This is a genomic window from Methanosarcina flavescens (assembly GCF_001304615.2).
GTDB lineage: Archaea > Halobacteriota > Methanosarcinia > Methanosarcinales > Methanosarcinaceae > Methanosarcina > Methanosarcina flavescens.
On the sequence record NZ_CP032683.1, the window covers coordinates 1,954,242 to 1,975,077 of the forward strand.

The 20,836-nt window shown below is 41.7% G+C and carries 19 protein-coding genes; 9 read left to right on the forward strand and 10 right to left on the reverse strand.

The features are described from left to right. Positions 1–54: 54 nt before the first annotated feature. The 3 genes from AOB57_RS08660 to AOB57_RS08670 all read right to left on the reverse strand — a co-directional run bounded on the left by AOB57_RS08660 (position 55) and on the right by AOB57_RS08670 (position 5,783). Entirely contained in the window at positions 55–2,796 is a 2,742-nt protein-coding gene (locus tag AOB57_RS08660; RefSeq protein WP_082384238.1) for a DEAD/DEAH box helicase, read from the reverse strand. 157 nt (positions 2,797–2,953) lie between these two features. Beyond that, positions 2,954–4,756 (reverse strand): glycine--tRNA ligase, encoded by a 1,803-nt coding sequence (gene glyS, locus AOB57_RS08665; RefSeq protein WP_054298946.1) that lies wholly within the window; start codon positions 4,754–4,756, stop codon positions 2,954–2,956. A gap of 226 nt (positions 4,757–4,982) precedes the next feature. Continuing rightward, positions 4,983–5,783 (reverse strand): CPBP family intramembrane glutamic endopeptidase, encoded by an 801-nt coding sequence (locus tag AOB57_RS08670; RefSeq protein WP_054298945.1) that lies wholly within the window; start codon positions 5,781–5,783, stop codon positions 4,983–4,985. 613 nt (positions 5,784–6,396) lie between these two features. Between AOB57_RS08670 and AOB57_RS08675 the strand changes: the two genes are divergently transcribed. The 3 genes from AOB57_RS08675 (at position 6,397) to surE (ending at position 8,182) form a co-directional block, all read left to right on the forward strand. Further along, positions 6,397–6,636, forward strand: coding sequence for a hypothetical protein (locus tag AOB57_RS08675; RefSeq protein ID WP_054298944.1), 240 nt, complete (start codon positions 6,397–6,399; stop codon positions 6,634–6,636). 169 nt (positions 6,637–6,805) lie between these two features. Further along, a complete protein-coding gene (locus tag AOB57_RS14850) occupies positions 6,806–6,937 on the forward strand; it encodes a hypothetical protein (RefSeq protein ID WP_264371689.1) in 132 nt (43 codons plus the stop codon). A gap of 441 nt (positions 6,938–7,378) precedes the next feature. Continuing rightward, positions 7,379–8,182 carry a 5'/3'-nucleotidase SurE gene (surE, locus tag AOB57_RS08680; protein WP_054298943.1) on the forward strand — a complete coding sequence of 268 codons (804 nt, stop codon included), beginning with the start codon at positions 7,379–7,381 and terminating at the stop codon, positions 8,180–8,182. Positions 8,183–8,347: 165 nt separating this feature from the next. Here surE and AOB57_RS08685 read toward each other — a convergent pair whose 3' ends face one another. The 3 genes from AOB57_RS08685 to AOB57_RS08695 form a co-directional block, all read right to left on the reverse strand. Next, complete coding sequence (locus tag AOB57_RS08685; RefSeq protein WP_167829581.1) at positions 8,348–8,512, reverse strand: hypothetical protein; 165 nt, start codon at positions 8,510–8,512, stop codon at positions 8,348–8,350. A 46-nt stretch (positions 8,513–8,558) separates the two neighbouring features. Continuing rightward, the gene (gene moaA, locus AOB57_RS08690; protein ID WP_048167652.1) at positions 8,559–9,557 is read right to left on the reverse strand and encodes a GTP 3',8-cyclase MoaA; all 999 of its coding nucleotides are present in this window, start codon (positions 9,555–9,557) and stop codon (positions 8,559–8,561) included. Positions 9,558–10,288: 731 nt separating this feature from the next. Then, complete coding sequence (locus AOB57_RS08695; RefSeq protein WP_167829582.1) at positions 10,289–11,614, reverse strand: hypothetical protein; 1,326 nt, start codon at positions 11,612–11,614, stop codon at positions 10,289–10,291. A 517-nt stretch (positions 11,615–12,131) separates the two neighbouring features. Between AOB57_RS08695 and AOB57_RS08700 the strand changes: the two genes are divergently transcribed. Both AOB57_RS08700 and AOB57_RS08705 read left to right on the forward strand, forming a co-directional pair. Next, on the forward strand, positions 12,132–13,451 hold the full coding sequence (locus AOB57_RS08700) for a cobyrinate a,c-diamide synthase (protein ID WP_054299031.1): 1,320 nt from the start codon (positions 12,132–12,134) through the stop codon (positions 13,449–13,451). A gap of 546 nt (positions 13,452–13,997) precedes the next feature. After that, positions 13,998–14,462 (forward strand): glyoxalase/bleomycin resistance/dioxygenase family protein, encoded by a 465-nt coding sequence (locus AOB57_RS08705; protein ID WP_054298941.1) that lies wholly within the window; start codon positions 13,998–14,000, stop codon positions 14,460–14,462. A gap of 77 nt (positions 14,463–14,539) precedes the next feature. Here AOB57_RS08705 and priL read toward each other — a convergent pair whose 3' ends face one another. The 4 genes from priL to AOB57_RS08725 form a co-directional block, all read right to left on the reverse strand. Beyond that, positions 14,540–15,733: a DNA primase regulatory subunit PriL gene (gene priL, locus AOB57_RS08710; protein WP_054298940.1), complete on the reverse strand. Its 1,194-nt coding sequence runs from the start codon at positions 15,731–15,733 to the stop codon at positions 14,540–14,542. 3 nt (positions 15,734–15,736) lie between these two features. Continuing rightward, entirely contained in the window at positions 15,737–16,474 is a 738-nt protein-coding gene (locus AOB57_RS08715) for a DNA polymerase sliding clamp (protein ID WP_054298939.1), read from the reverse strand. A gap of 306 nt (positions 16,475–16,780) precedes the next feature. Then, a complete protein-coding gene (locus tag AOB57_RS08720) occupies positions 16,781–17,095 on the reverse strand; it encodes a transcription factor S (protein WP_054298938.1) in 315 nt (104 codons plus the stop codon). Continuing rightward, a complete protein-coding gene (locus tag AOB57_RS08725) occupies positions 17,055–17,489 on the reverse strand; it encodes an NUDIX domain-containing protein (RefSeq protein WP_054299030.1) in 435 nt (144 codons plus the stop codon). The genes AOB57_RS08720 and AOB57_RS08725 overlap by 41 nt, the downstream gene beginning before the upstream one ends. Before the next feature lie 606 nt (positions 17,490–18,095). Between AOB57_RS08725 and artA the strand changes: the two genes are divergently transcribed. The 4 genes from artA to AOB57_RS08745 are packed head-to-tail and all read left to right on the forward strand — an operon-like array spanning position 18,096 to position 20,814. After that, complete coding sequence (artA, locus tag AOB57_RS08730; RefSeq protein ID WP_054298937.1) at positions 18,096–18,971, forward strand: archaeosortase A; 876 nt, start codon at positions 18,096–18,098, stop codon at positions 18,969–18,971. Next, positions 18,971–19,594, forward strand: a complete 624-nt coding sequence (locus AOB57_RS08735) for a phosphatidylserine decarboxylase (RefSeq protein WP_054298936.1) — start codon at positions 18,971–18,973, stop codon at positions 19,592–19,594. The genes artA and AOB57_RS08735 overlap by 1 nt, the downstream gene beginning before the upstream one ends. Positions 19,595–19,596: 2 nt before the next feature. Beyond that, positions 19,597–20,388: an archaetidylserine synthase gene (locus AOB57_RS08740; RefSeq protein WP_054298935.1), complete on the forward strand. Its 792-nt coding sequence runs from the start codon at positions 19,597–19,599 to the stop codon at positions 20,386–20,388. A 57-nt stretch (positions 20,389–20,445) separates the two neighbouring features. Next, complete coding sequence (locus tag AOB57_RS08745) at positions 20,446–20,814, forward strand: dihydroneopterin aldolase family protein (protein WP_054298934.1); 369 nt, start codon at positions 20,446–20,448, stop codon at positions 20,812–20,814. The last annotated feature ends 22 nt before the right edge of the window (positions 20,815–20,836 follow it).

Below are 20,836 nucleotides of genomic sequence, written 5' to 3' on the forward strand. Positions count from 1 at the left end.
AGAAAACAGGGTAGGGAAGAAGAGAAAATATCTAAGGAAACCTGGCTCCTCAACTTATCCGTTATAAGGGGTTTCAAGGATCTCCCTGATTTTGGCTGCTCTCTTTGGACCTATTAATTTTACTTTCTTGAGTTCCTTGGCATCAGCCTTCATAATAGCCTCCACAGACCCAAAATGTAAAAGAAGGTTTCTTGCAGCTTTCGGCCCTATGTCTGCTATCGCGGAGACAAGATACTCCTGCTGCTCAGTAAGGGTATGGGTTGACTTTTTCCCGTGGGGGTTTACTTCACGCTTATTATCCGTCTGCTCACGCTTTGCAAGCATTTTTAATATTGCAGCACTCTCTTCCTCATCTCTTGAATATAACAGTGAAACTCCAAAATCAATGGCAATGGATATCAGGGAGCCGTAAATGGCATTTGGATTGATTTGTCGTGAAGTGAAAAGTTCCGTTCCTTCAATAATAAGAACGGGTTTTTGATACGCTCTTGTAAGGTCCGATAACTGCGCAAAGAGATTACGCTTTCCGGCAATAAGAGAATTTACAAAGTCATCCGTGCGCTTTCTTTCCACTGCAAGTCGATCGCTTACAACGTAATCCCCAATTTCAAGTGCTGCAAAACTGACTTCTACTCCAAGCCTGTCAAGAACATTTGCAACCCCGCTTTTTGCTTCCCTGTAATCGACCACTATTTTAAGAGTTTCGGGTGTGGTCTCTATCCCGGGCACTTCTACGGCTGGTTCAGGTTCATATTCCTCTTCAGGTTCTTTTGAAGCTTCAGATCCAGATTCAACTTTAATTTCAGATTTCTTTCCAGAAATAGTTTCGAAATCTACTAGGGTCTTTTGCTTTTCTTTTACAATTTCCTCTTTAGTTTTCTCCCCATCCTTTTGTTCTTTCCCTTTTTCGCTTTTTTCCCATATCCTGTTTTCTTTTCCTTCTCTGTTCCCGGCTTCGAAGCTATTTTCTTTTATTTCTTCGTTCTCCCTGCCGTAATCTGAGTCTTCATCCGTGTTCCTATTACCTAAAGTTATATCTATAGTTAGATCATTGCTGTCTGTAGTTTTATCCTTACAGTTTACAGCTAAATCGCTGGTCTCCCGTTTTAGATTGAGATTTTTCTGCACTAAATCTCCGATTCCCTGTTTTAAACGTGTAATTTCCGGCTCTTTGGCTTTATTATGTATGATTACCGTTTTATCAGTTTTATTATTTGAAATTAGAGCTCCGGATTCAAAATCAGAAATTTTAGAGCTCTGCTTTGTGTCATTAGGAACCAGCAGGGCTTCAAGCCCCTGTATGCTATTAAGCATCCTTTTTTCCTTGTTCTTGCTGCTCCAGTAATAAGCTTCATCACGTGTACCTTTTGTCACAAGTACAATCACTCTGCCTTTATGCTGTCTCCCTGTCCTGCCTTTGCGCTGGATGCTCCGGATTTCCGAAGGAATGGGTTCGTAAAAGAGTACCAGGTCTGTAGAAGGAATATCAAGTCCCTCTTCGGCAACTGAGGTAGCTACAAGTACATTATATTCTCCTGCCCTAAACTTATTGAGGATCTCTACCTGTTGCTTTTGCGTAAGCCCTTTGTCCTTGCGGCGCGAAGCCTGTCCCACAAAGCGGGTAGGTACAACTCCCGGAACTTCGGATAGGGCATTTGTCACTAACTCTGCTGTGTCCCTGTAATTCGTAAAAACAATTACTCTGGACTCAGGGCTTCCTTTCAGTTGCTCGGACACGATCTTTCGCGCAAGTTCGAGTTTAGGATGTTCGATCTCGCATTCCTTTACCCTGTGGAGGGTTTTTCTCATAAAGAGATCATCCATTAATCTTTTTGCAGCTTTGCTTGCACTATTTGAAGAGGCATCTGCATCCAGTTTCTCCAGATACTTCCTGAGGGTTTCAAGTCCCTGAGTCTCAACCATCTCCACAGCATGGTTTACCTTTACCATTTCAGCAAGCACTGATAGGGCAGTAAAAACTGCAGGATCGCCCCCCATTCGGATCTCACCCTGAAGTTTCTTCTGGAGAAGCAGGAGGTCTTTTTTGGAGACATATTTCCCGCTGCCTGCCGAAAAACCCAAGCCTCTTATTATTCCGAGCCGGTCATCAAAGATTTTTTCAAGATAGCCCCGGATCTCAGCCATCTCGGAAGGGAGCTGTACCTGAAGCCATTCTATCTCCTTTTCCTGCACATAAGGGCGGACATCTCTGTCTTTCTCAGTCTTCACCGACACATTCTCAACATGCAAATTCTGACAGACCTCCGAGATTTTCTCATCCGAACTGCCAGGGCTTGCAGTAATTCCGAGCACATGAGGATTTTTTGCGCTCTCGAAATATTTTTCCGCAATAAAGGTATAAGCATAATTCCCAACTGCCCTGTGAGCTTCATCAAAGGTTATATGGCTTACATTCTCAAGGCTGATTCTTTTTGTAAGAAGGTCATTTTCAATTACCTGAGGGGTGGACACTATCAATTTTCCCTGCGCCCAGAGCTTTTCCCGTTCTGCAGGGGGAATACTGCCAGTAAAAGCCAGAATCTCTTCTTCGGGAAGAGTCATAACCTTTTTTAAAAAAATCGCATGTTGCTCCACAAGCGGTTTCGTTGGAGAGAGAATCAGGGCTTTACCCCCATAACGCTGAAGTCTGGAAGCAATCACAAAAAGAGCTATAATAGTCTTTCCTAACCCTGTAGGAAGCACAACAAGGCTTGATCTTTCGAGTGCCTTCCCTGCAAGGCTCAACTGATAGAGCCTCTGCTCAACAGTATCAGGCTTTATCAGCGGGTGCTTCATGAAGGCTGGCTTCTCAGAAAAAAAACTCTTATTCATTCTGCTTCAGGATCATTTAGTTTGTTTCAGAGTCTTAATTCAATCATAAAAATATAAACAAATTAAAAGTTTTGCTGCAAGCTTTTCAGCCCACAGCACAGAAACTGCTAATTTTCTGGTTTTAGAAGTTAAAGGGCTTGCCTGCGGACTCGAAAGCTCTGTCTTTGTAAATGAGCTCATATAGGACGTTTTCTATCCCTGTGATCGGAGCCCGGATCTGGCGCATGGAATCCCTGTCCCTGATAGTTACAGTTCCATCTCCGAGGGTATCGTAATCTACAGTAACGCAGTAAGGTGTACCAATCTCGTCATTTCTCCTGTAACGGCGCCCGATAGTTCCTGAGTCATCATAATTGACAAGCAGATTCTTTTCCCTGAGTCTTGCAATGATATCTTTTGCGGGATCTGCAAGCTCTTCACGGGTCAGGAGCGGGAGAACTGCAACCTGTATCGGGGCAACTCCACTTGCGAAATGCATTACAAGGCGGGTTTCTTCTTCTCCCTCGGCTTCGGACTCTTTTCCAGCTTCTTCCGTGCCTTTAAGTCCGGATTCGGCAGCCTTCTGAGCCACGTTTTCGTCATCATAGGCATGCTCCATGATGCCGTAGAAGATCCTGTCGATCCCGTAGGAGGGCTCGATTACGTGAGGAATGACATTCTCTCCGCTGACTTTTACAGTCTCTTCTGCAAAATCTACAGCGTCCGAGCTGACTGTTAATTCTTCCCCATCCACAGTAACTTTTATCTCATCTTTTGAAAGCTCCTCTTCGGAGAGCTGTCTTAAGGCGTCTGCAACGGCTTTCGCCTTTCCTTTAAAAACAGGACCGAGCTTGCCCATGTTTGGCTTCACAGTAAAGCGAGTCACCATTTTCGGCTCCTCATATTCTACATATACATAAAGTTCGGTCTTGCTCACTCTTGCATGGGCTTTAAGGTCGTAATCTGCCCTGTCGGCAATTCCTACAATCTCGACCCAGCCGAACCTGTCGGTCTCAATTTCGGCATCCCAACAGTCGACTGCATAGTGTGCCATCTCGTCGGTCAGGTGCTGCCTGAATCTGAGTTTTGCAGGATCAATTCCCACCTTTGTCAGGAATTCATTGGTAAGTGCGATATTGTAGCCCAGAACCTCGTGTGCTATAACTCCAGTTTTTACAGCATCCCTGACCGTCATCCTGAATGATTCGCCTTTTACCTGTCCCTTCTGTGAATAGAGTACAAGTTCTTTATCCGCAAAGCGCTCAAAGTTGGGATGCTTCTTGTTCCGCGGGTCAACAAAAATCTCGCATTCGGCTTGCGTGAATTCCCTGAGCCTGATTACACCCTGCCTGGGCGCAATTTCGTTTCTATATGACTTCCCTATCTGCACTGCTCCGAAAGGCAGTTTATCCCTGTAAAAGCGGGACAGCCTCTGGAAATCGACAAACATTCCCTGCGCCGTTTCTGGCCTGAGAAACCCCTGCCGTCCTGTACCGGGTCCGATGGTGGTTTTGAACATCAGATTGAATTCGTAAGCTTCCCCAAACTCGCCGCCGCATTCCGGACAGGTGATTCCTTTCTCCCTTATAACCTTTGTAAGATCCTCTGCACTCAGGGTCCCTGCCGCATCCGTCACATCTTCTACAAGGTGGTCAGCCCGGAATGCCTCTTTACAGTTCATGCACTCGCACAGGGGGTCAGAAAAGCCTCCAACGTGTCCGGAAGCAATGAATACTTCTTCAATCCCAATTGTCGGGCACTCAATCTCCATAAACCCTTCCTGGATAACGTAAAACTCTCTCCAGATCTGCTCTATCCGCCTCTTCAGCGCACTCCCAAGAGGCCCATAATCATAAAATCCCCGGCTTCCGCCATAAAGCTCAAAGGAGTTCCACAAAAACCCCCGGCGTTTAGCCAGCTCGAATACCTTCTCGTACTTGTCCATTTTATAAATCCTCGTGAAATTGATCGGAGATATTGGATAACTGTAATATTAATTTATAGGAAATACTAGATGGATAACGGCATCATTATATTAAATTTACACTGCTCTTCATCTATAGAAGATTTATCTGCAAGTCTCAAAATTTCGGATTTACTACCTTCTCTTCCTGATAACTTTGACCGGAAAAACTGGTTCTCTTAAAAGAAGAATTAAGAATTTTGATAGATCATAACGAATATTCAGCTGTTTTTTTCCATTTGGCTTTCCATAATAGTGCAATTCCTAAAATAGTAAGGATTAGCATTTGCCAGTTTTGTGAAAGCGGACCTAAACCGACTGATCCTTCGAGGGTATCACGAACCTCATCAAATGCGGCATGATATACGGTCGATACGGCTAAACTTTGAGTGCTTGACCATATGTAGGCAAATACAATTGCATGCATAATTGTCGGTATTAAGCTTATAAGTATAACAAGCAGCACTGAAACAAAAGGGTTAGCCTCCATTCGCGTTCCCATTACAACCAGAACTGGTAAGTGCCAGACCCAGGTGATAAAGCCGTGTAAAAGTAGTGCCAGGCGGGTACTGTATCGCGCAAATAAATGAGGCAATAAATATCCACGCCAGCCGAACTCTTCCCCAAATGCTGGAATGAGTGTGATTGTAAAGCTAAATAAAAACTCAACCAAGATGGTTGCGGTGCTTACATCTTGAGGACTTTCATAAATTCCTAGCAGTTGTTCAACAGCTCTCGGGAAAGCCCACAAAAGTAATGCAAGTCCAAAAGCGTATACATAATGCCTGGGTTTGCCCCATCGCCAACCTGCGTTCTCAAACCCATCCTTGAACACAAACCTGCCGGCAATGTAAGTGCCAACAGCGACCATGATCATTGATAATAAAAGGATGGGTTTGAAGGCTTCCCCTAGAAACGGGTAGGCAATCTGAAAGGGCCATGAAAGTATGATGATAATTAGCAAATAGACTTTCAGTGAAAAGGGGCGATCAATAATCTCGTTTTTCATAAAGATAAATAGTTTAAATTACAATAAATATTTTTTTAAATTTATCTCTGCGCCAGGTGATATTGTCGGTATGGAGTGCTTCGATCCAGTGGGATACTTCTCTGCATCGCCTTCAAAGTCGGTCTTGCCGAAAAGGCACTCAAGCCACAATTAAAAGATATCATTATGAAGGATGTTGTTTATGCCTGAGGGAGTTTTCTGCTCTATCCTGTTTTGCAGGGCACAGGAATTAACTGAAGAATACTTTTTGTTGCCTCTTGTTTTCGATTTGTGGCTTATATCTCGATTCTGAACTTATGGTTTATACTCTTTTACCATCAATGTTCAGGTTCTTTCCCATGTTCGTTAACGAAAACTTTGATCGGATCACTCGAATATTATTTATGTGATCATATAAAATTCTCTTATACAGGGTCAACAACTTTTAATATAACAAGCTTGTAATGCTAGAGACGGTGGGGTAAATAATGCACTTTCGATATGAAGGTGCCTTTTTGAGATTACGTCGGATAGTGTATGCTATGCAGGGCATTTTCGAACATAAAGTGCCTTTTTGAGATACCGTTGGATTTTATAGGGTACATATTCGGAGCACTTTCTAACAGGGAATGCTTTGAGACAATACTATATAGAATACCATGTAGAATACATTATGGGTGAGGTTTTGAAAATGCTGTTAAAGACTTTAAAAGAAACTGTGAGAACCGTAAAAGAAAAAGAGATTTTACATTCTGAAAAACTTATAGAAACGACACACTGGCTCCATAGCCTGGAGTTTCTGGTCGTAAGAATGATGATGTTTGCAATAGGTGTTCACCACCTTTATGTATACACCATAAAAACTGTATTCTGAGCTTAAATCTGAACTCAGCCTACCGTGCAGGCAAATCCGTCTCCTTTCCGATAAAAAACCTTTGCTACCAGAAATCGGGGCCAAAATGTGGGGGGAGCCCGATGTGGAGGTGGTAAGGATCGGTTTATAATTTGGAGAAAATCGCTAGCGTGTAGCGCTATGAGGATTTATGCAGCTTTTATGTAACCTGATCCAGAATTGCAAACCCGAGCTTCTAGATTGTAAAGGCATAGAGCTTTCCCGGAGCTTGGAAAACCTGGATTATCCGATCTGGCTTCTTAGCTGCATAACCCTATCGTGAAAGAAGAGGAATTTGTTCCATAGATCCCTCAAGTTCCATCAAATACATGATGACTTCTTCAGTGCCCTTATTTAATACCCCATCGGTAGACGTCATTCGGGTTAAAACAATTGGTCTTAGACCATAGAGGAGACCTTTAATAATATCATCTGCAGACAAAACACGCTAGTCGGGATCCTTTTCAAATTAAAAAGTAGGGCTCGGAACTGTTAGAAAACAGCCCTTAAACTTACTTTTTGTGGCTTTTTATTTATCCCTGCCACTTATTTTTTACAACTTGATATTTCTGGCTTGATATTTCTGTGTACTTATCATATCTGTACATTTATTATCCCTGTTGGTATATTAATATTTGAATATATTAATATTTGAATTAAATTGATTTCTCTGAACTTTCACTCCATGCAGCCATTCCATTAATTTTAAATTATCCGACAACTTATGGGGAAGCTGATGGTCCCAAAAATTCTTGTTACTAACGATGATGGTATTTACTCCACAGGTTTGAAAGCTGCATTTGACAGTGTCTCGGACCTTGGGGAGATTACGATATCGGCTCCTGCTGTCCAGCAGAGCGGTGTTGGGCGCTCGATTTCTATCTTTGAGCCTCTTCGAATCACGAAAACAAACGCAGGAGGCATACCTGCTTATTCTGTGGGAGGAACTCCTACCGATGCCGTAATTCTGAGCATCTTCGCAATCCTAAAGGAAATGCCTGACCTGGTGCTTTCCGGTTTCAATATTGGGGAGAATATAAGCACCGATACCATTACTACCTCAGGAACCATCGGAGGAGCCCTTGAAGCTGCGAGCTATGGCGTGCCTGCGATTGCCGCCTCCATACAGGTACTTGACGAAGGTCAAAAATTCGATGATCCCAGGGACTACCATAGAGAACGTTTTGAAGTCGGGATAAAAGTAGTAAACAGGATTGCTCGAAATGTCCTCAGGCACGGCATGCCAGAGAACGTGGACCTCCTGAACATAAATATTCCTTATCACGCTGAAGAGGATACGCCTGTAGAGATAACTCGCCTTGCACGAAAAGTCTTTAAAACGGATGTCGAGGAAAGGCGTGACCCCAGGGGCAGGCCCTATTACTGGATTGCAGGGGATCTGATCCGGGAAGAAGAAGAAGGGACCGATGTGCACGCTATCATGCAGAAAGGGTATATCTCAATAACTCCGATCTCCCTGGATTCAACTGCCAGGATAGACTTTTCTGAGATCGAAAAGTATCTCTAAAAGCTCCGTTATCTCTGGGTTGCAAAATTTTAAGTGCTCAAAGTCCAGGAAAATCTAAAATTACTGAAAATCCTGAAACTATAGCGACCTCTAAATATCTAGATGAAAAGGTTTAGTACTAAGAAGCCCTGATCTTCTACTTTATCCGAAAAAGCCCTTCTCACTTTATTCCTTAATTTCATCTCTTTCAATATGAATGGAGATTTCCTTCCATCCGCTGTCGACCGTATGTAACGTTTCTACCATTGCCTTAATAACGCTTATCACTATTTTCTGGACAAATTCGTTCATAGGGATTCTTCTCCCGTCTACTGAAAGCTCAATCCTCATTTTTTCCCTCCTCATTTGCATATTGATCTCTGCATTGTTCTTCATATCATATTTTCTTTTTCTTCTCAGGAACCCTAACAGGAACGTAGTATGGCTTCCTTCGGCTTACTGCAAGCTCGAGCAATTTCTCAATCTCTTCGGGACTTTTTGCATCACTGACATCTACTAAATTGTCGTTTACAAGCAGGCAGGGCTTGAATTTTCCGTCGGCTGTAACCCTTAGCCTGCTGCAGTGGGCGCAAAATTCCGAGTTATCCATAGGTCGAACAAATTCTACTTCCGCCCCGTCGATAATATATTTTTTTCGATGGTGAAGGTTTCGTACCTTGATTTCGCTTGCCTTCTCAGCCAGGCTTCGTTCAAGGTCTTTTGAGTCAATAATGTATTTTGAAAGCCTGGGATCAATATCCATAAGCTCTATAAGTTGCAAAATTACCTTCCCTTTATACTGTCGGATAAAATCCATCATTGAATCGATTTCGTTATCGTTTACACCTTTGAGGAGAACCATATTCAGCTTCACAGGAGTCAGTCCAGCTTCAACTGCACTGTCAATACCCCTGATAACCTTCTCAAGTGAGCCTGAGGGCGCTCCGGTAATTGCTTCATACTTCTCAGGCACAAGAGAATCCAGGCTTATGTTTACCCTATCAAGACCTGCCGCCTTCAGGGCTTTTGCACGTTTTTCAAGCAGAATACCGTTTGTGGTGGCAGAAACCTCTTTTAATGGAGGAAGGCAGGCAAGGATCTCCTCAAAGTCTTTTCGGAATAGAGGTTCGCCTCCTGAGAATTTCACTTTGTTGATCCCGAATTTTACTGCTTCCCTGACAATCCCGCAAATTAACTCCGGCTTCATTTCCCTTCCTACCGGGCCGCAGGTAGAGCAGTCTGCACCTTCATTATGGCAGTAAATACATGAAAGATTACACCTGTCAGTTACCGATATTCGAAGCCCTGTAACCTTTCGTCCATAAGGATCCTTAAGAATTTTCTTTGAGTCTTCTTCCGCAACTTCAGGAGCTTTTTCTGGATTTTTCTGCTTCATGGCTGATTAAAATCTCCTATTAAACATTTGACATGCAGCTCTTTGTTAAGTTATATTTAAGGTTCACTGATATTCAGGAGTTTATCCTTGTTATATGCGGACAAACACTTTATATCTGAGACGATTTGCCCATAATATCCTGATATCAAATTTAATTGGCACCTTTGAGAAAAAGCCCAGAACAGGAAATAAATTAAATTGAATTAGCAAAAGAGTTACTTCAGCTTATGGAGTAGAAGCCTCTTTTCTCAATCCTTTCCTGAGACTCTAGCTGCTCTACTTTAGAGTAGGTATAACCTTTTACTTAAGGTTAATGTGCACAGGCGAAGGAATATAAAACATTCGGATTTCTCAAAAAAGACTATCAGTCATAAAAATGATCATTCGGCATAGAGATAATCTGTTTGGCATATAATTTCATTTTCAAACTAAACTGCCGTGTTAAAGTTAGGAGTTCAGAGTAAAAGAATATTGATAGGCAAAACCATGTGCACGGAAATTTAATTATATAAACTCAACAAGATTAAATCTTCTGTGACCTTTCCTCTTAGTAAATTCATAAAACTCCTGAAAAATGAGCAGCTTATAAAGTTTGGGCAAAAACTGAATTTAAATATGTATAGCCTGAGAAGGCTCATTTGAAAGCTAATTGTATTCGATTGTTAAATGTCAACATTTTGTGTGGAGAGTTAGTTATACTCTCCAACACATATGCTATTTTCCTTACTTATTTATTTACACTCTACCGGAGCTTCTTCTACTTCCTCTGTGTCCTCACATACTGGAGTTTCTTCACATACTGGGGCTTCTTCTACCTCTTCAGTGTCTTCACATACTGGGGCTTCTTCTACCTCTTCAGTGTATTCACACAATGGAGCTTCTTCACAGACTTCTTCTTCTGGAACTTCGCATACTGGAGCTTCTTCACAGACTTCTTCTTCTGGAGCTTCACATACTGGAGCTTCTTCACAGACTTCTTCTTCTGGAGCTTCACATACTGGAGCTTCTTCACATACATCTTCTGGAACGTCTACAACCTCTTCTTCACATTCTTCTACTGGAACCTCTTCTACTTCTTCTGGAGCTTCTTCTACTTCCTCAGTGTCTTCACATACTGGAGCTTCTTCTACTTCCTCAGTGTCTTCACATACTGGGGTTTCTTCTACCTCTTCAGTGTCTTCACACACTGGAGCTTCTTCACAGACTTCTTCTTCTGGAGCTTCACACACTGGAGCTTCTTCTACTTCCTCAGTGTCTTCACATACTGGGGTTTCTTCTACCTCTTCAGTGTCTTCACACACTGGAGCTTCTTCACAGACTTCTTCTTCTGGAGCTTCACACACTGGAGCTTCTTCTACTTCCTCAGTGTCTTCACATACTGGGGTTTCTTCTACCTCTTCAGTGTCTTCACACACTGGAGCTTCTTCACAGACTTCTTCTTCTGGAGCTTCACATACTGGAGCTTCTTCACATACATCTTTTGAGGCTTCATTACAATCTACTGGAGCCTCTTCAACATCATCAAGCTTAACTGGGGATTTCAGTAACTCCTTCTCGCAGACACTTGCTGGAATCTCTACAATGTCTTCACATTTTATGATGTCTTCACAGTTTTCTGGAGCTTCTTCAATTACCTCGGAGTCGTCTTCTTCACATTCTATAATGGATTCACAGTCACAGGATTCACAGTCACATTTTGACTGGTCACATTCCAGAACAGATTCGCAGTCGCAAGAATCACAATTTCCCTCGTTGCAGTCTGCGTGGTCTTGAGAATCCTCCTCTTCAGAGTCGTCCTGTTCGCTGTCTATAATGGAATTGCAGTCGCATAGTTCGCAGTCACAGTTTATTTGCTTACAGTCTGCAGCAGATTCACAGTCACATGAGGTACATTCTTTGTCACAGTCGGCAAGAGAGTCACAGGAAGTTGCAGAATCATCTGCAGATTTTGTAAGAGTATCACAGGAAACTGCTCCTGCAGTAATTAAACTTGAGATCATTAATATAGAAAAAATAGATCCCAGAATTTTTGCAATTGATTTTCCATTTGAATTCATTTTTATTCCTCCGATTAGTTCCTCTGATTTCATCTGATCTTGCTCATCTGACTTGAGAAGACCTGGAACTAAAAGCCATCCATTCAATTATATATATAAGAATACTTACATTAAGAGCATTATATAAAAATTTATAAAATTTGTTTAACACTTTATAAACCCAAAAAAAGGAGTAAAAACGCATTTAAAGCTTTATAATGCTTTATTCATTTTTACAATTATTTTATATGTTTTGAGGTAGAAATCGGCTGACTTTAGTAAGATCGATAGATGCCCTTCACTTTAGTGAAGGGAGTAGTCACTAAATGCTGACAATAGGTTTTTGTTAATAATTGTTGCTACTCTTCAAGCTGCTTTAATAATATCTTTCCTCATAAATCTAAACATATTAAATAATTTGCTTAGATATCGGTAGACTTCCTTGGTGAGATTCTTTCTTCTGAAAATAATTATAGGGTGCTTTAAAGCAGCAGCATTAATAGCTTTAATATATTTTAATGGCAACAATATTCAGCAGATGACAAAAGGAATACTTATTGCAGGGACCCACAGTGGGGCCGGAAAAACGACAGTCTCCATGGGTATTATGGCTGCTCTAAAACACAGGCAGCTAAAGGTCCAGCCTTATAAGGTAGGGCCTGATTATATCGATCCTTCTCATCACACTGCAATTTGCGGGCGTCCCTCACGAAACCTGGATACATACATGATGGGTACCGACGGAGTTGGACAGACGGTAGCCCGGACGGCTGCAGATGCGGATATTGTGGTAGTAGAAGGAGTTATGGGACTCTTTGACGGAATCGACTCTACCGAGGTCGCAAGTTCCGCACATGTTGCAAAAACACTTGATCTACCTGTAATTCTGGTGATTAACGTGCATGGCATGTCCAGAAGCGCCGCAGCCCTCCTGAAAGGATATTCTGAGTTCGATCCTGAAGTCAGGGTTGCAGGCATTATTCTGAATCAAGTAGGCAGCACAAGGCATGCGGAACTTGTAAAAAATTCGCTTCCTAGGAATATACCTGTTGTAGGAACGATCCCGAGAAGAAAAGATATCGAGGTTCCTTCCAGACATCTTGGGTTGTATATGGCCCATGAAAAGGATTATAATACTGAGGAGATGGCAGCTTTCATCGAGGAGAATGTTGATCTTGATGCCGTGCTTGAACTTGCTGAACCCTGTTCTGTGCCGGAGATCAGGAAAATACAAAGACCAGAGGCAGATCTCAGGATAGGAATTGCTAGGGATCCGGCTTTCTGTTTCTACTACCATGATATGTTTGACGCTTTCAAGGATCACGGAGCTGAAATTGAATTTTTTAGCCCGATGGCAGGAGAGGTTCCGGATGTCGATGGAATTTACTTCGGAGGAGGGTATCCCGAACTTTATGCAGAAAACCTTGAGAGATCCGAAACTACCCGGAAACTTAAAGGCCTTGCAGCCGACGGCTTGCCCATTTATGCCGAATGTGGCGGTCTGCTTTACCTTTGCGGGAGATATGAGGTAGAGAACAGGATCTATAAGCTTGCAGATATTGTGCCTGCAAACACACGCATGACAGACCGGCTCAAAGCCCTCGGATATACCGAAGCTCGCTCTCTGGATAAAAACTTCTCTTCTCATAATATCAGAGGTCACGAATTTCATTACTCTCTTACAGAATGCGACCACGATGCAAAGTTTGCATATGAAATGCTGCGAGGAAAAGGCATACAAGACGGTTTTGACGGTCTTATCGAGCACAACACCCTGGCAGGTTATATGCATTCCCATCCTGCTACCTTTCCGGTGGAAAAATTCGTTGAGAAATGCAGGGAATACAAAAGAAGGTAAATAGAGATAAAATAAAGGTTAAATGTAAGAAAAAAGACTCAGCACCAGTTAAAGATAAAAGTTCAATATAAGGCAAAGACTCAAACCGGTTAAAGATACGGGGTAAGTGCAGTTGCTTGCTTTGCAAGCAACTTTTTAATTTTTAGAACCTATATTCACTTATTTTTCTAGAGATTTTTAAAGTTTGCCCAGAATTTTTAACGAGTTTCTGCAAGTTTCTATAAAATTCTCTGTGGAAATTTTCAGTCTCAATAGCATGGTCGCTGAAACTATTATCCGGAATTTACAAAAAATACTTTCATTCTGTCAGGCTAAGATTAATAAAGAAGAATAGATGAAGAATAGGTAACTTTATGAATATTAGAGCAATTTTACAGAGTAGCTTTTTTGGAGTAAAGATAAACACGCAGGAAGAATAAGCTGAATCAGAATAAATCTATAGAGATACTCAGATGAATTATTGAGCCTGTCTGAAACTTTTACATGAACAGCTCGGGATAACAGCTTGTACTCAACGCTTTGTTTACTTACAAAGGAGGGAATAAAATGAGGTTCTTATGTCCACTCATTGTCGTTAACAATATAGAGGCTTCCAGAAATTTTTACGAAAAAGTCCTTAATCAGAAGGTACAATGTGATTTCGGTGAGAACGTATCATTTGAGAGCGGCTTTGCAATACACTTGAAATCCCATTTTTCGGATTTAATAGGTATAAACAAAGATGACATAGCTCAAAAATCAAATAATTTTGAACTATATTTTGAGGAAGACGATTTGGATAGTTTCCTTCAAAAGTTGAAAGGCATGGACTCCATGGAATATGTGCACGAACTAAAAGAACAGCCATGGGGACAGCGGGTTATCAGGTTCTATGATCCTGACATGCACATCATTGAGGTTGGTGAGCCCATGGAAAGCGTGGTAAAAAGATTTTTAAATAAAGGTATGTCAATTGAAGAAACCGTAAAGCGAACTTTAATGCCAGAAGAGTTTGTCAGACAATATCTGTAAACGATGCAAGGTATTCTGAATTATAAAGCCCCTTTTCATTCTCATTTCTTTTTTCTTTTATCTTTTCTTTTACCATTTTATTTTCTGTCTCTTTTCCTTCTCCCTTTCCAGTTTTTCTCTCCTTTTTTCTCCTTTACGCTTTCCTGCGCCTTTGATTCTTCTGCTCCTGCTTTTCTTTCCTTCTTTTGTTCCTCTACGCTTTCTTGCATCTTTCCTTCTTCTTTTCCGCTTTCCTTTTCTTGCTCTTTTCCCTTTTCCCTTTCTTTATTTTTCAGATATATCTTCTTCTCATAATACGCGAGAGGATGATTGATTTTTTCACATAACCTATCTTTTCCTACGCAGTTGCCATAGGTTCTCATGGTATCACATGCAGGAGGCTTGTATACATTCCCTGTTGCACCTGCAATGTGCTCTATCTGGTAAAGGGTCTTTTCTGCGTCAAAATCAGGGGAGATATTAAAGAGATTAAGTATCTCATCCACGGACATGCCTACGCTGAGCAGGAATGAAGTCATGGCAAACCGCATAGAATGGGCAAGATTCACTCCGCCCTGTACGTTTGCAAGGGCATGTGATATGCAGGGGGGAAAAAGTTCAGGTTTCACTGTCCCAAAGTCCGTTACTCCAAATTTTTTCTTCTGGATCTCAAACTGGTCCTTTATTTCGGCAACATAAGGGGCACAGAAACGTGAAATCTCGGCAGGAATTTCAGGAATTGGAAATGACTGTTCAATACGTTCCCTTATAGCTTCTTCAAGAAGCCTTGCAAATTCTTCTTTTGTAATTCTTACCTCTCCAGCCCTGAGCTGGCGATTTGTCAGTTTCCAGGCAGGATCTTTCAGGGAATTTGAAAAGCGGATATAGTCCGTAAAATGCATACTGAAATAGGAATCTCTGAAGCCGGCTGAAATTTCAAAATCTTCCCCGAATTTAAGCAAGAAAGCCGGAGTTTCATTTCTCAAAAATGTATAGGCAGCTTTGGCTTCTGCCAGAGCATAGCGCCTGGTAAAGAGCTGATCGTCCACACAGGCAACCAGTATTCTTGCAAAAGGATAGGAGAGAAGTTCCGAGAGAATCTGGGCTTCTCTGGAAACAGGTGGCTTTTTAATTTCCCCTTCCAGAGCTTCTTTTACCCTTCTTACCCCTCTAGCTCTTGCAGCCCGGTAGGCCCAGGAATTAAGCAGACTATCCAGGGAAATCCCCAAATTCTCAACATGGATAGATGCTTTTGAGATAAAAGGGTAATATGCGAGTTTGTCAACCTGCATGGATTATTCCGACTCGATTCTCGGAGCCAGGAGATAAGAAATCCTACCTGCACCATTTGCAATTTCGAAATCTATGACTATCGGGAAATCTTTTCCAAGGGAAAGAGTTACCTCATTGACTTTATTCGTAGGCTTGACTATATCGGTCAGATAATCCAGAGAGAAAAGTGAACAGGCTTCACCTGCCTTCAGGTCGATCAGCTGATCCCTGCCCATCTCCAGGCGAACCTGGTCTGTATCACCTTTTGCTTCCATATAGAAGGTATCATCAGAAACCCCCATTAGCAGATGGTCACTTATTTTTTCTGCAGCTTTCACAGCACGCCTGAGGTCAGCTCCATTCAGGACAACTTTTGCAGGCAACTCTAGCTGGGGAACTCTTGGTTCTGCCCGAATTGTAGAAGGATCGAGAAGAGAAAGTGTATAAGACAGCCCTCCGACATCAATCAGGAGTTTATGATTCCCTTCTTCAAGTTCCATCCGGACTATGTCGTTCTTCTCCGCAATTCCCAGCAGGTCCATAATCTTGTTCAGGTCTATTCCTATTTCAGATTCATCAGCACTATATTCATCGAAAGCGGATGATCCAAGCTCAAAAATTCCCATTGCGACATTGGCAGGATCAACGGCTTTTACCGAAATACCTTCCGGCTTTATTTTAAGTCTGACCTCATCTATAATTACAGCCAGTGCGGCAATCGCGTCTCTCAGAAGCTCTGCATTAATTGCTGCCTTGAACATAATTCTTCTCCAATAAATAAATCTAATCTTAAGCTCTTTATTACCTTTGGGATATATAAATTTCTTTACAGATTCGGATGTCCTCGCTCTATTTGAGGACCAATTTTCCGGCTAAAATCAAATGGGTTTCTGAAATCGGAAAATTACTAGATTCAAACTCCCGGCAACTATATAAATCTTGGTCAGAAAACAGGGCGGCTTCAGGCTCTGTTTGAAGCAGAAAGGAAGCTGTAGCCTGATAAATCTATAAATCTATTTTTTCCGGGAAACATATTTTTCAAGGGTGGATAGAAGAACAATTAAACTTCAGTCGTATTCTCTCCAGGTAAATCCACATTTCGTGCATTTGAAGAATCGGGTTTCGGATTCATCAGCAGACCTGAGCTGTCTGAGCCACCAGAATGCAGTGTTATTTCCACACTCCGGACATCTTGCATTTGTTGTTGGCAGACCTGAAGTCTGTTCACCTTCCAGAACCACTACTTCGCGGTCATCGATCTTGGCTTTGGAAACAAAATTTTTTTTATTGCCTTTTATAGGTATTATGTTCCCGCATTTCCTACACTCAAAATTGCCGTTTTTAGGAAACATCATACTTTTGCATTTTGTACAGAATTGCATTAATATCACTTTTAGCGTCATTTATAATTTTGTTGTGATCAAAAGCTAATTCAGGAATGGAATCAAGCTCAAAAAGATCGACGGAATCTGCATCAGAACCTGATTTTAGCTCTCCTGATCCTTTTGCGAGGTAACATACCGAAACCGTATGCCCTCTGGGGTCGCGGTGTGGGTCGGAATAGACACCTAAGAGTTTGATGATCTTTACTGAGAGGCCTGTTTCTTCAAAAGCTTCCCTAGCTGCTGCGTTTTCTGTGCTTTCCCCAATTTCTACGAAGCCGCCGGGAAGGGCAAATTTTCCCTGATAGGGGGGATTTTTTCTCTTCACGAGCACAAGCCTGTTTTTAAAGAGGATTACTGTATCAACGGTTAAACTAGGAGTTTGAGGTTTCATAAAACGCCTTCGTATTATTTTCAGGGAGATCTCTTTTTCCGCCATCAATCCCTTTCTGAATTAGCTTTTCCAGCAGGAGTGCCAGAATAAAATAATATTATTATTGTGCATAACGTAGAAACTCGTCATCGTATTTCAATATTGACATTGTAAGTCAAGTTTCTGTCAAGCAGAAAAATTCCTTATGCAGTAGCTTCTCTTAAATGTTTCTCTTTTATCGAAACAATAAGTTTCTATCTTATTCTTGAAACTTTTTGATTTTTACGCTTTTATATAAATGAGAACATGTTTGTAACGTTATTCTTCTATAATAGGAATCTATTATCTTATTTGCAGGCTCAATCACTCTTTATGAGTATCCTAACGGAGGTAATAATTCTACAGCTTATAGGTAAAGAAAGTAAAATCCATAACCTTTGAATTCCTTACTATTAATAACTATGAACTATTCAACTTATTAGAAACTTATATGGAAATCTATTAATTATTTTAAATGATTTTACATGCCACTTTCCGAAAGTTTCATAATTTGCCTGAGGCTTTTCTGAGCCTTCAGAAACAAAACCTAGAATTAAGCTTTACCTCTGGCAAAAAGGTGCGTGAAAAATGATTGAAAGTATACTCTGGCTCGCAGTCGGGTTAATGGTTGCGTCATCCGTCATCCCCAGAACCCTCAGGGTTCGTAAACTGGTAGGAGGGATTGGATGGGGTGCATTTTCCATCCATTGGAGTTATCAGCCTCTCCATTATCTCGAGATCCAGGACTATGCCAATGTGCTCCTCACAATAGTGGTAACGCTGTTTTGTCTACTTGTAGCGTATATCATGTGTCGGGAGTATAGAAATGGCCCTTTTTATATAAGAAATAATAGAGAAGTGCTGCATTCGAAGTTTTCAGTTCAAGGTGAAGCGGATTCCCTTGATATAACCTCAATGCTTACCAGTGCCAGTGCACTTGGAGCTCTAGTTTATTTCCCATTTGCGAATTTCACCTCTCTAAATACCTGGATTATAGGAAGAGTCACCTCCCAGATTCTCTGGGTTCTTCAGTACTTTGATATTCCTGCATATATGAAAGACTGGAATATGATAACACTTAATGGATACACTGTTGAGATAATACTGGCCTGTACTGCAATTGAAAGCATTGCCCTTTTTATGGGGCTCATAGGTGCAGTGAGAGCTCCCTTTAGCCGCCTGGCTATGGCTTTTATCGCGTCCGTGCCAGTTATCTACATACTTAATCTTATCAGGGATATTTTCGTGGTAGTTGCTTATGGGGAGCAATGGTTTGGAGCTGACAGTTTCATAATAGCACATAATTATATTGCAAAGGCGGGCTCAGGCATTGCCCTTTTTGCAATTTCGTATGTGGTGCTTCGTATTCTGCCCGAACTATTCGGAATGATTGATGGTCTTTGGGTCATATTTTCTCAAGAATTGAGATCCCTTCTGCACAGATCCGGGGGGGATTTAAGCTAATGCTTGCAAAGGGCTCAGAACCCTGGCTTTTTACTGCTGCACTTGTAACCATAGTGTTTGCAGTCCTCTCCAGGGCAATGAACAGCTCCCATCTAACTCACGCTGCTTACATAGCAATGGCACTGACTTTCTTTATGGTTCTTTTCTTCAGAGATCCCGAAAGAAAGGTGGAAGTTTCGGACACTTATATGGTTTCCCCGGCCGACGGCACTGTCATAGACATTCGAGGCCGGAAAGTCTGTATCTTCATGTTTCTCCAGAATGTACATGTAAATAGAGCTCCAATTTCGGGAAAGATCAGGGAAATTACTTACAGGAAAGGAGGATATCTTCCTGCTTTCTGTAAAGACTCTGAAAGAAACGAAAGAAACGAGTTTATTATTCACAGCAAGTATGGGGATGTCAGTGTCACGCAGATTGCAGGCACTATTGCCAGACGAATTGTTTCCTATCCTCGAGTAAATGACATTATCGAGCAGGGACAGCGCATTGGAATGATTCGTTTTGGGTCAAGAGTTGACGTAACGATTCCTCATGACTTTGAAATCATAGTACGGAAAGGAGAGCGGGTACTTGCAGGCAAGACCATTATAGCAACAATAAAAAATGACAGGGATTTTTGAACATGAACGTATTTCAAATGTTAAGGCTCCCGGACCTGGTCTCTCTCTTGAACCTTATCTGCGGAATTAGCTCAATTGCGGTAGCTGCCCAGGCTACAGTCCAGGTTGCCACATCTCAAACTGCGGCGGCCCAGAATGGATTTTCCCTGGCTTTGATCTTACTTCTTGTTGCAGCAATTGCAGATGGAGCGGATGGATACATTGCCAGGCGATTTAAAGGAGGAAATCTTGGGGAACAACTTGACTCCCTGGCAGATGCAGTTTCTTTCGGGGTCGCTCCTGCTCTTCTCATATATCTACAGTTCGGGCAAGTAAACCCTGTAGTCGGAGAACCGGATCCTCTTATCGCGATATTTCCGGCTTTTTATGCCGTTTGCGGTGTGCTCAGGCTTGCTCGTTTCAATTCTGTAGCTTCCTGTAAAACAAGCTTTGAGGGCCTTCCCATAACTGCAGGCTGCATCATGCTTGTTACATACATGCTGCTGAACGAAAATCTTGTCAGAATAGACTTTCTTTTAGCGCTCACCCTTGGTCTCTCTATTCTTATGGTAAGCTCGGTAAACTACCCCAAGATCAGGAATGTCAGGGTTCTTGCATTTATATCTTCTATTTTCGGGATAACTATATTTCTCTACCTGTATAATGTCGAATATATGCGAATTTTCTCAATCCTGCCTTTTATCCTTATGTTGATATACATTTTTTCTCCATTTTTCAAGATCCCTCTATTAAATAATCTGGGTAGCAAGGAGTATAGGAACAAAGGATTGAGCGCCAGGAAGGAAAAAAATTAAAATCGGTTCACTTTAGTAAGACACTGACTAACGAATTCCAGGAAGGGAGAGATTTATTTGGTCCAGGAAAAAATAACTGACAGAGATAATGCACTCTTTGAAGCAGGAATTAAACTCGGAGCTCTTTACCATCAATTCACGGGCTCTCCTGTAAACTTGAACACGGTCTCAAGCCTTGAAATGGCTATCCAGGAAAGCATTTCAGTTCAGCCCTATGTAGAAGAAATCTCAGTAAAAATTGATAGGGACATGCTGAGAAGTAGGCTGAATAATGAATTTGGTTATTCCGAACTTCAGGGTACCATGCTTAAGGTAAAGATAACCGTAAGGTACGGTTCTTCAAAGATAAAAGTTGGAATGGAGTATGACCCTGAACTTAATTACCCGTTGATGAAAATTCTAGAAATTAAAGAGACAAATGTTTGAAACAGCTAATACTGGAAATTGA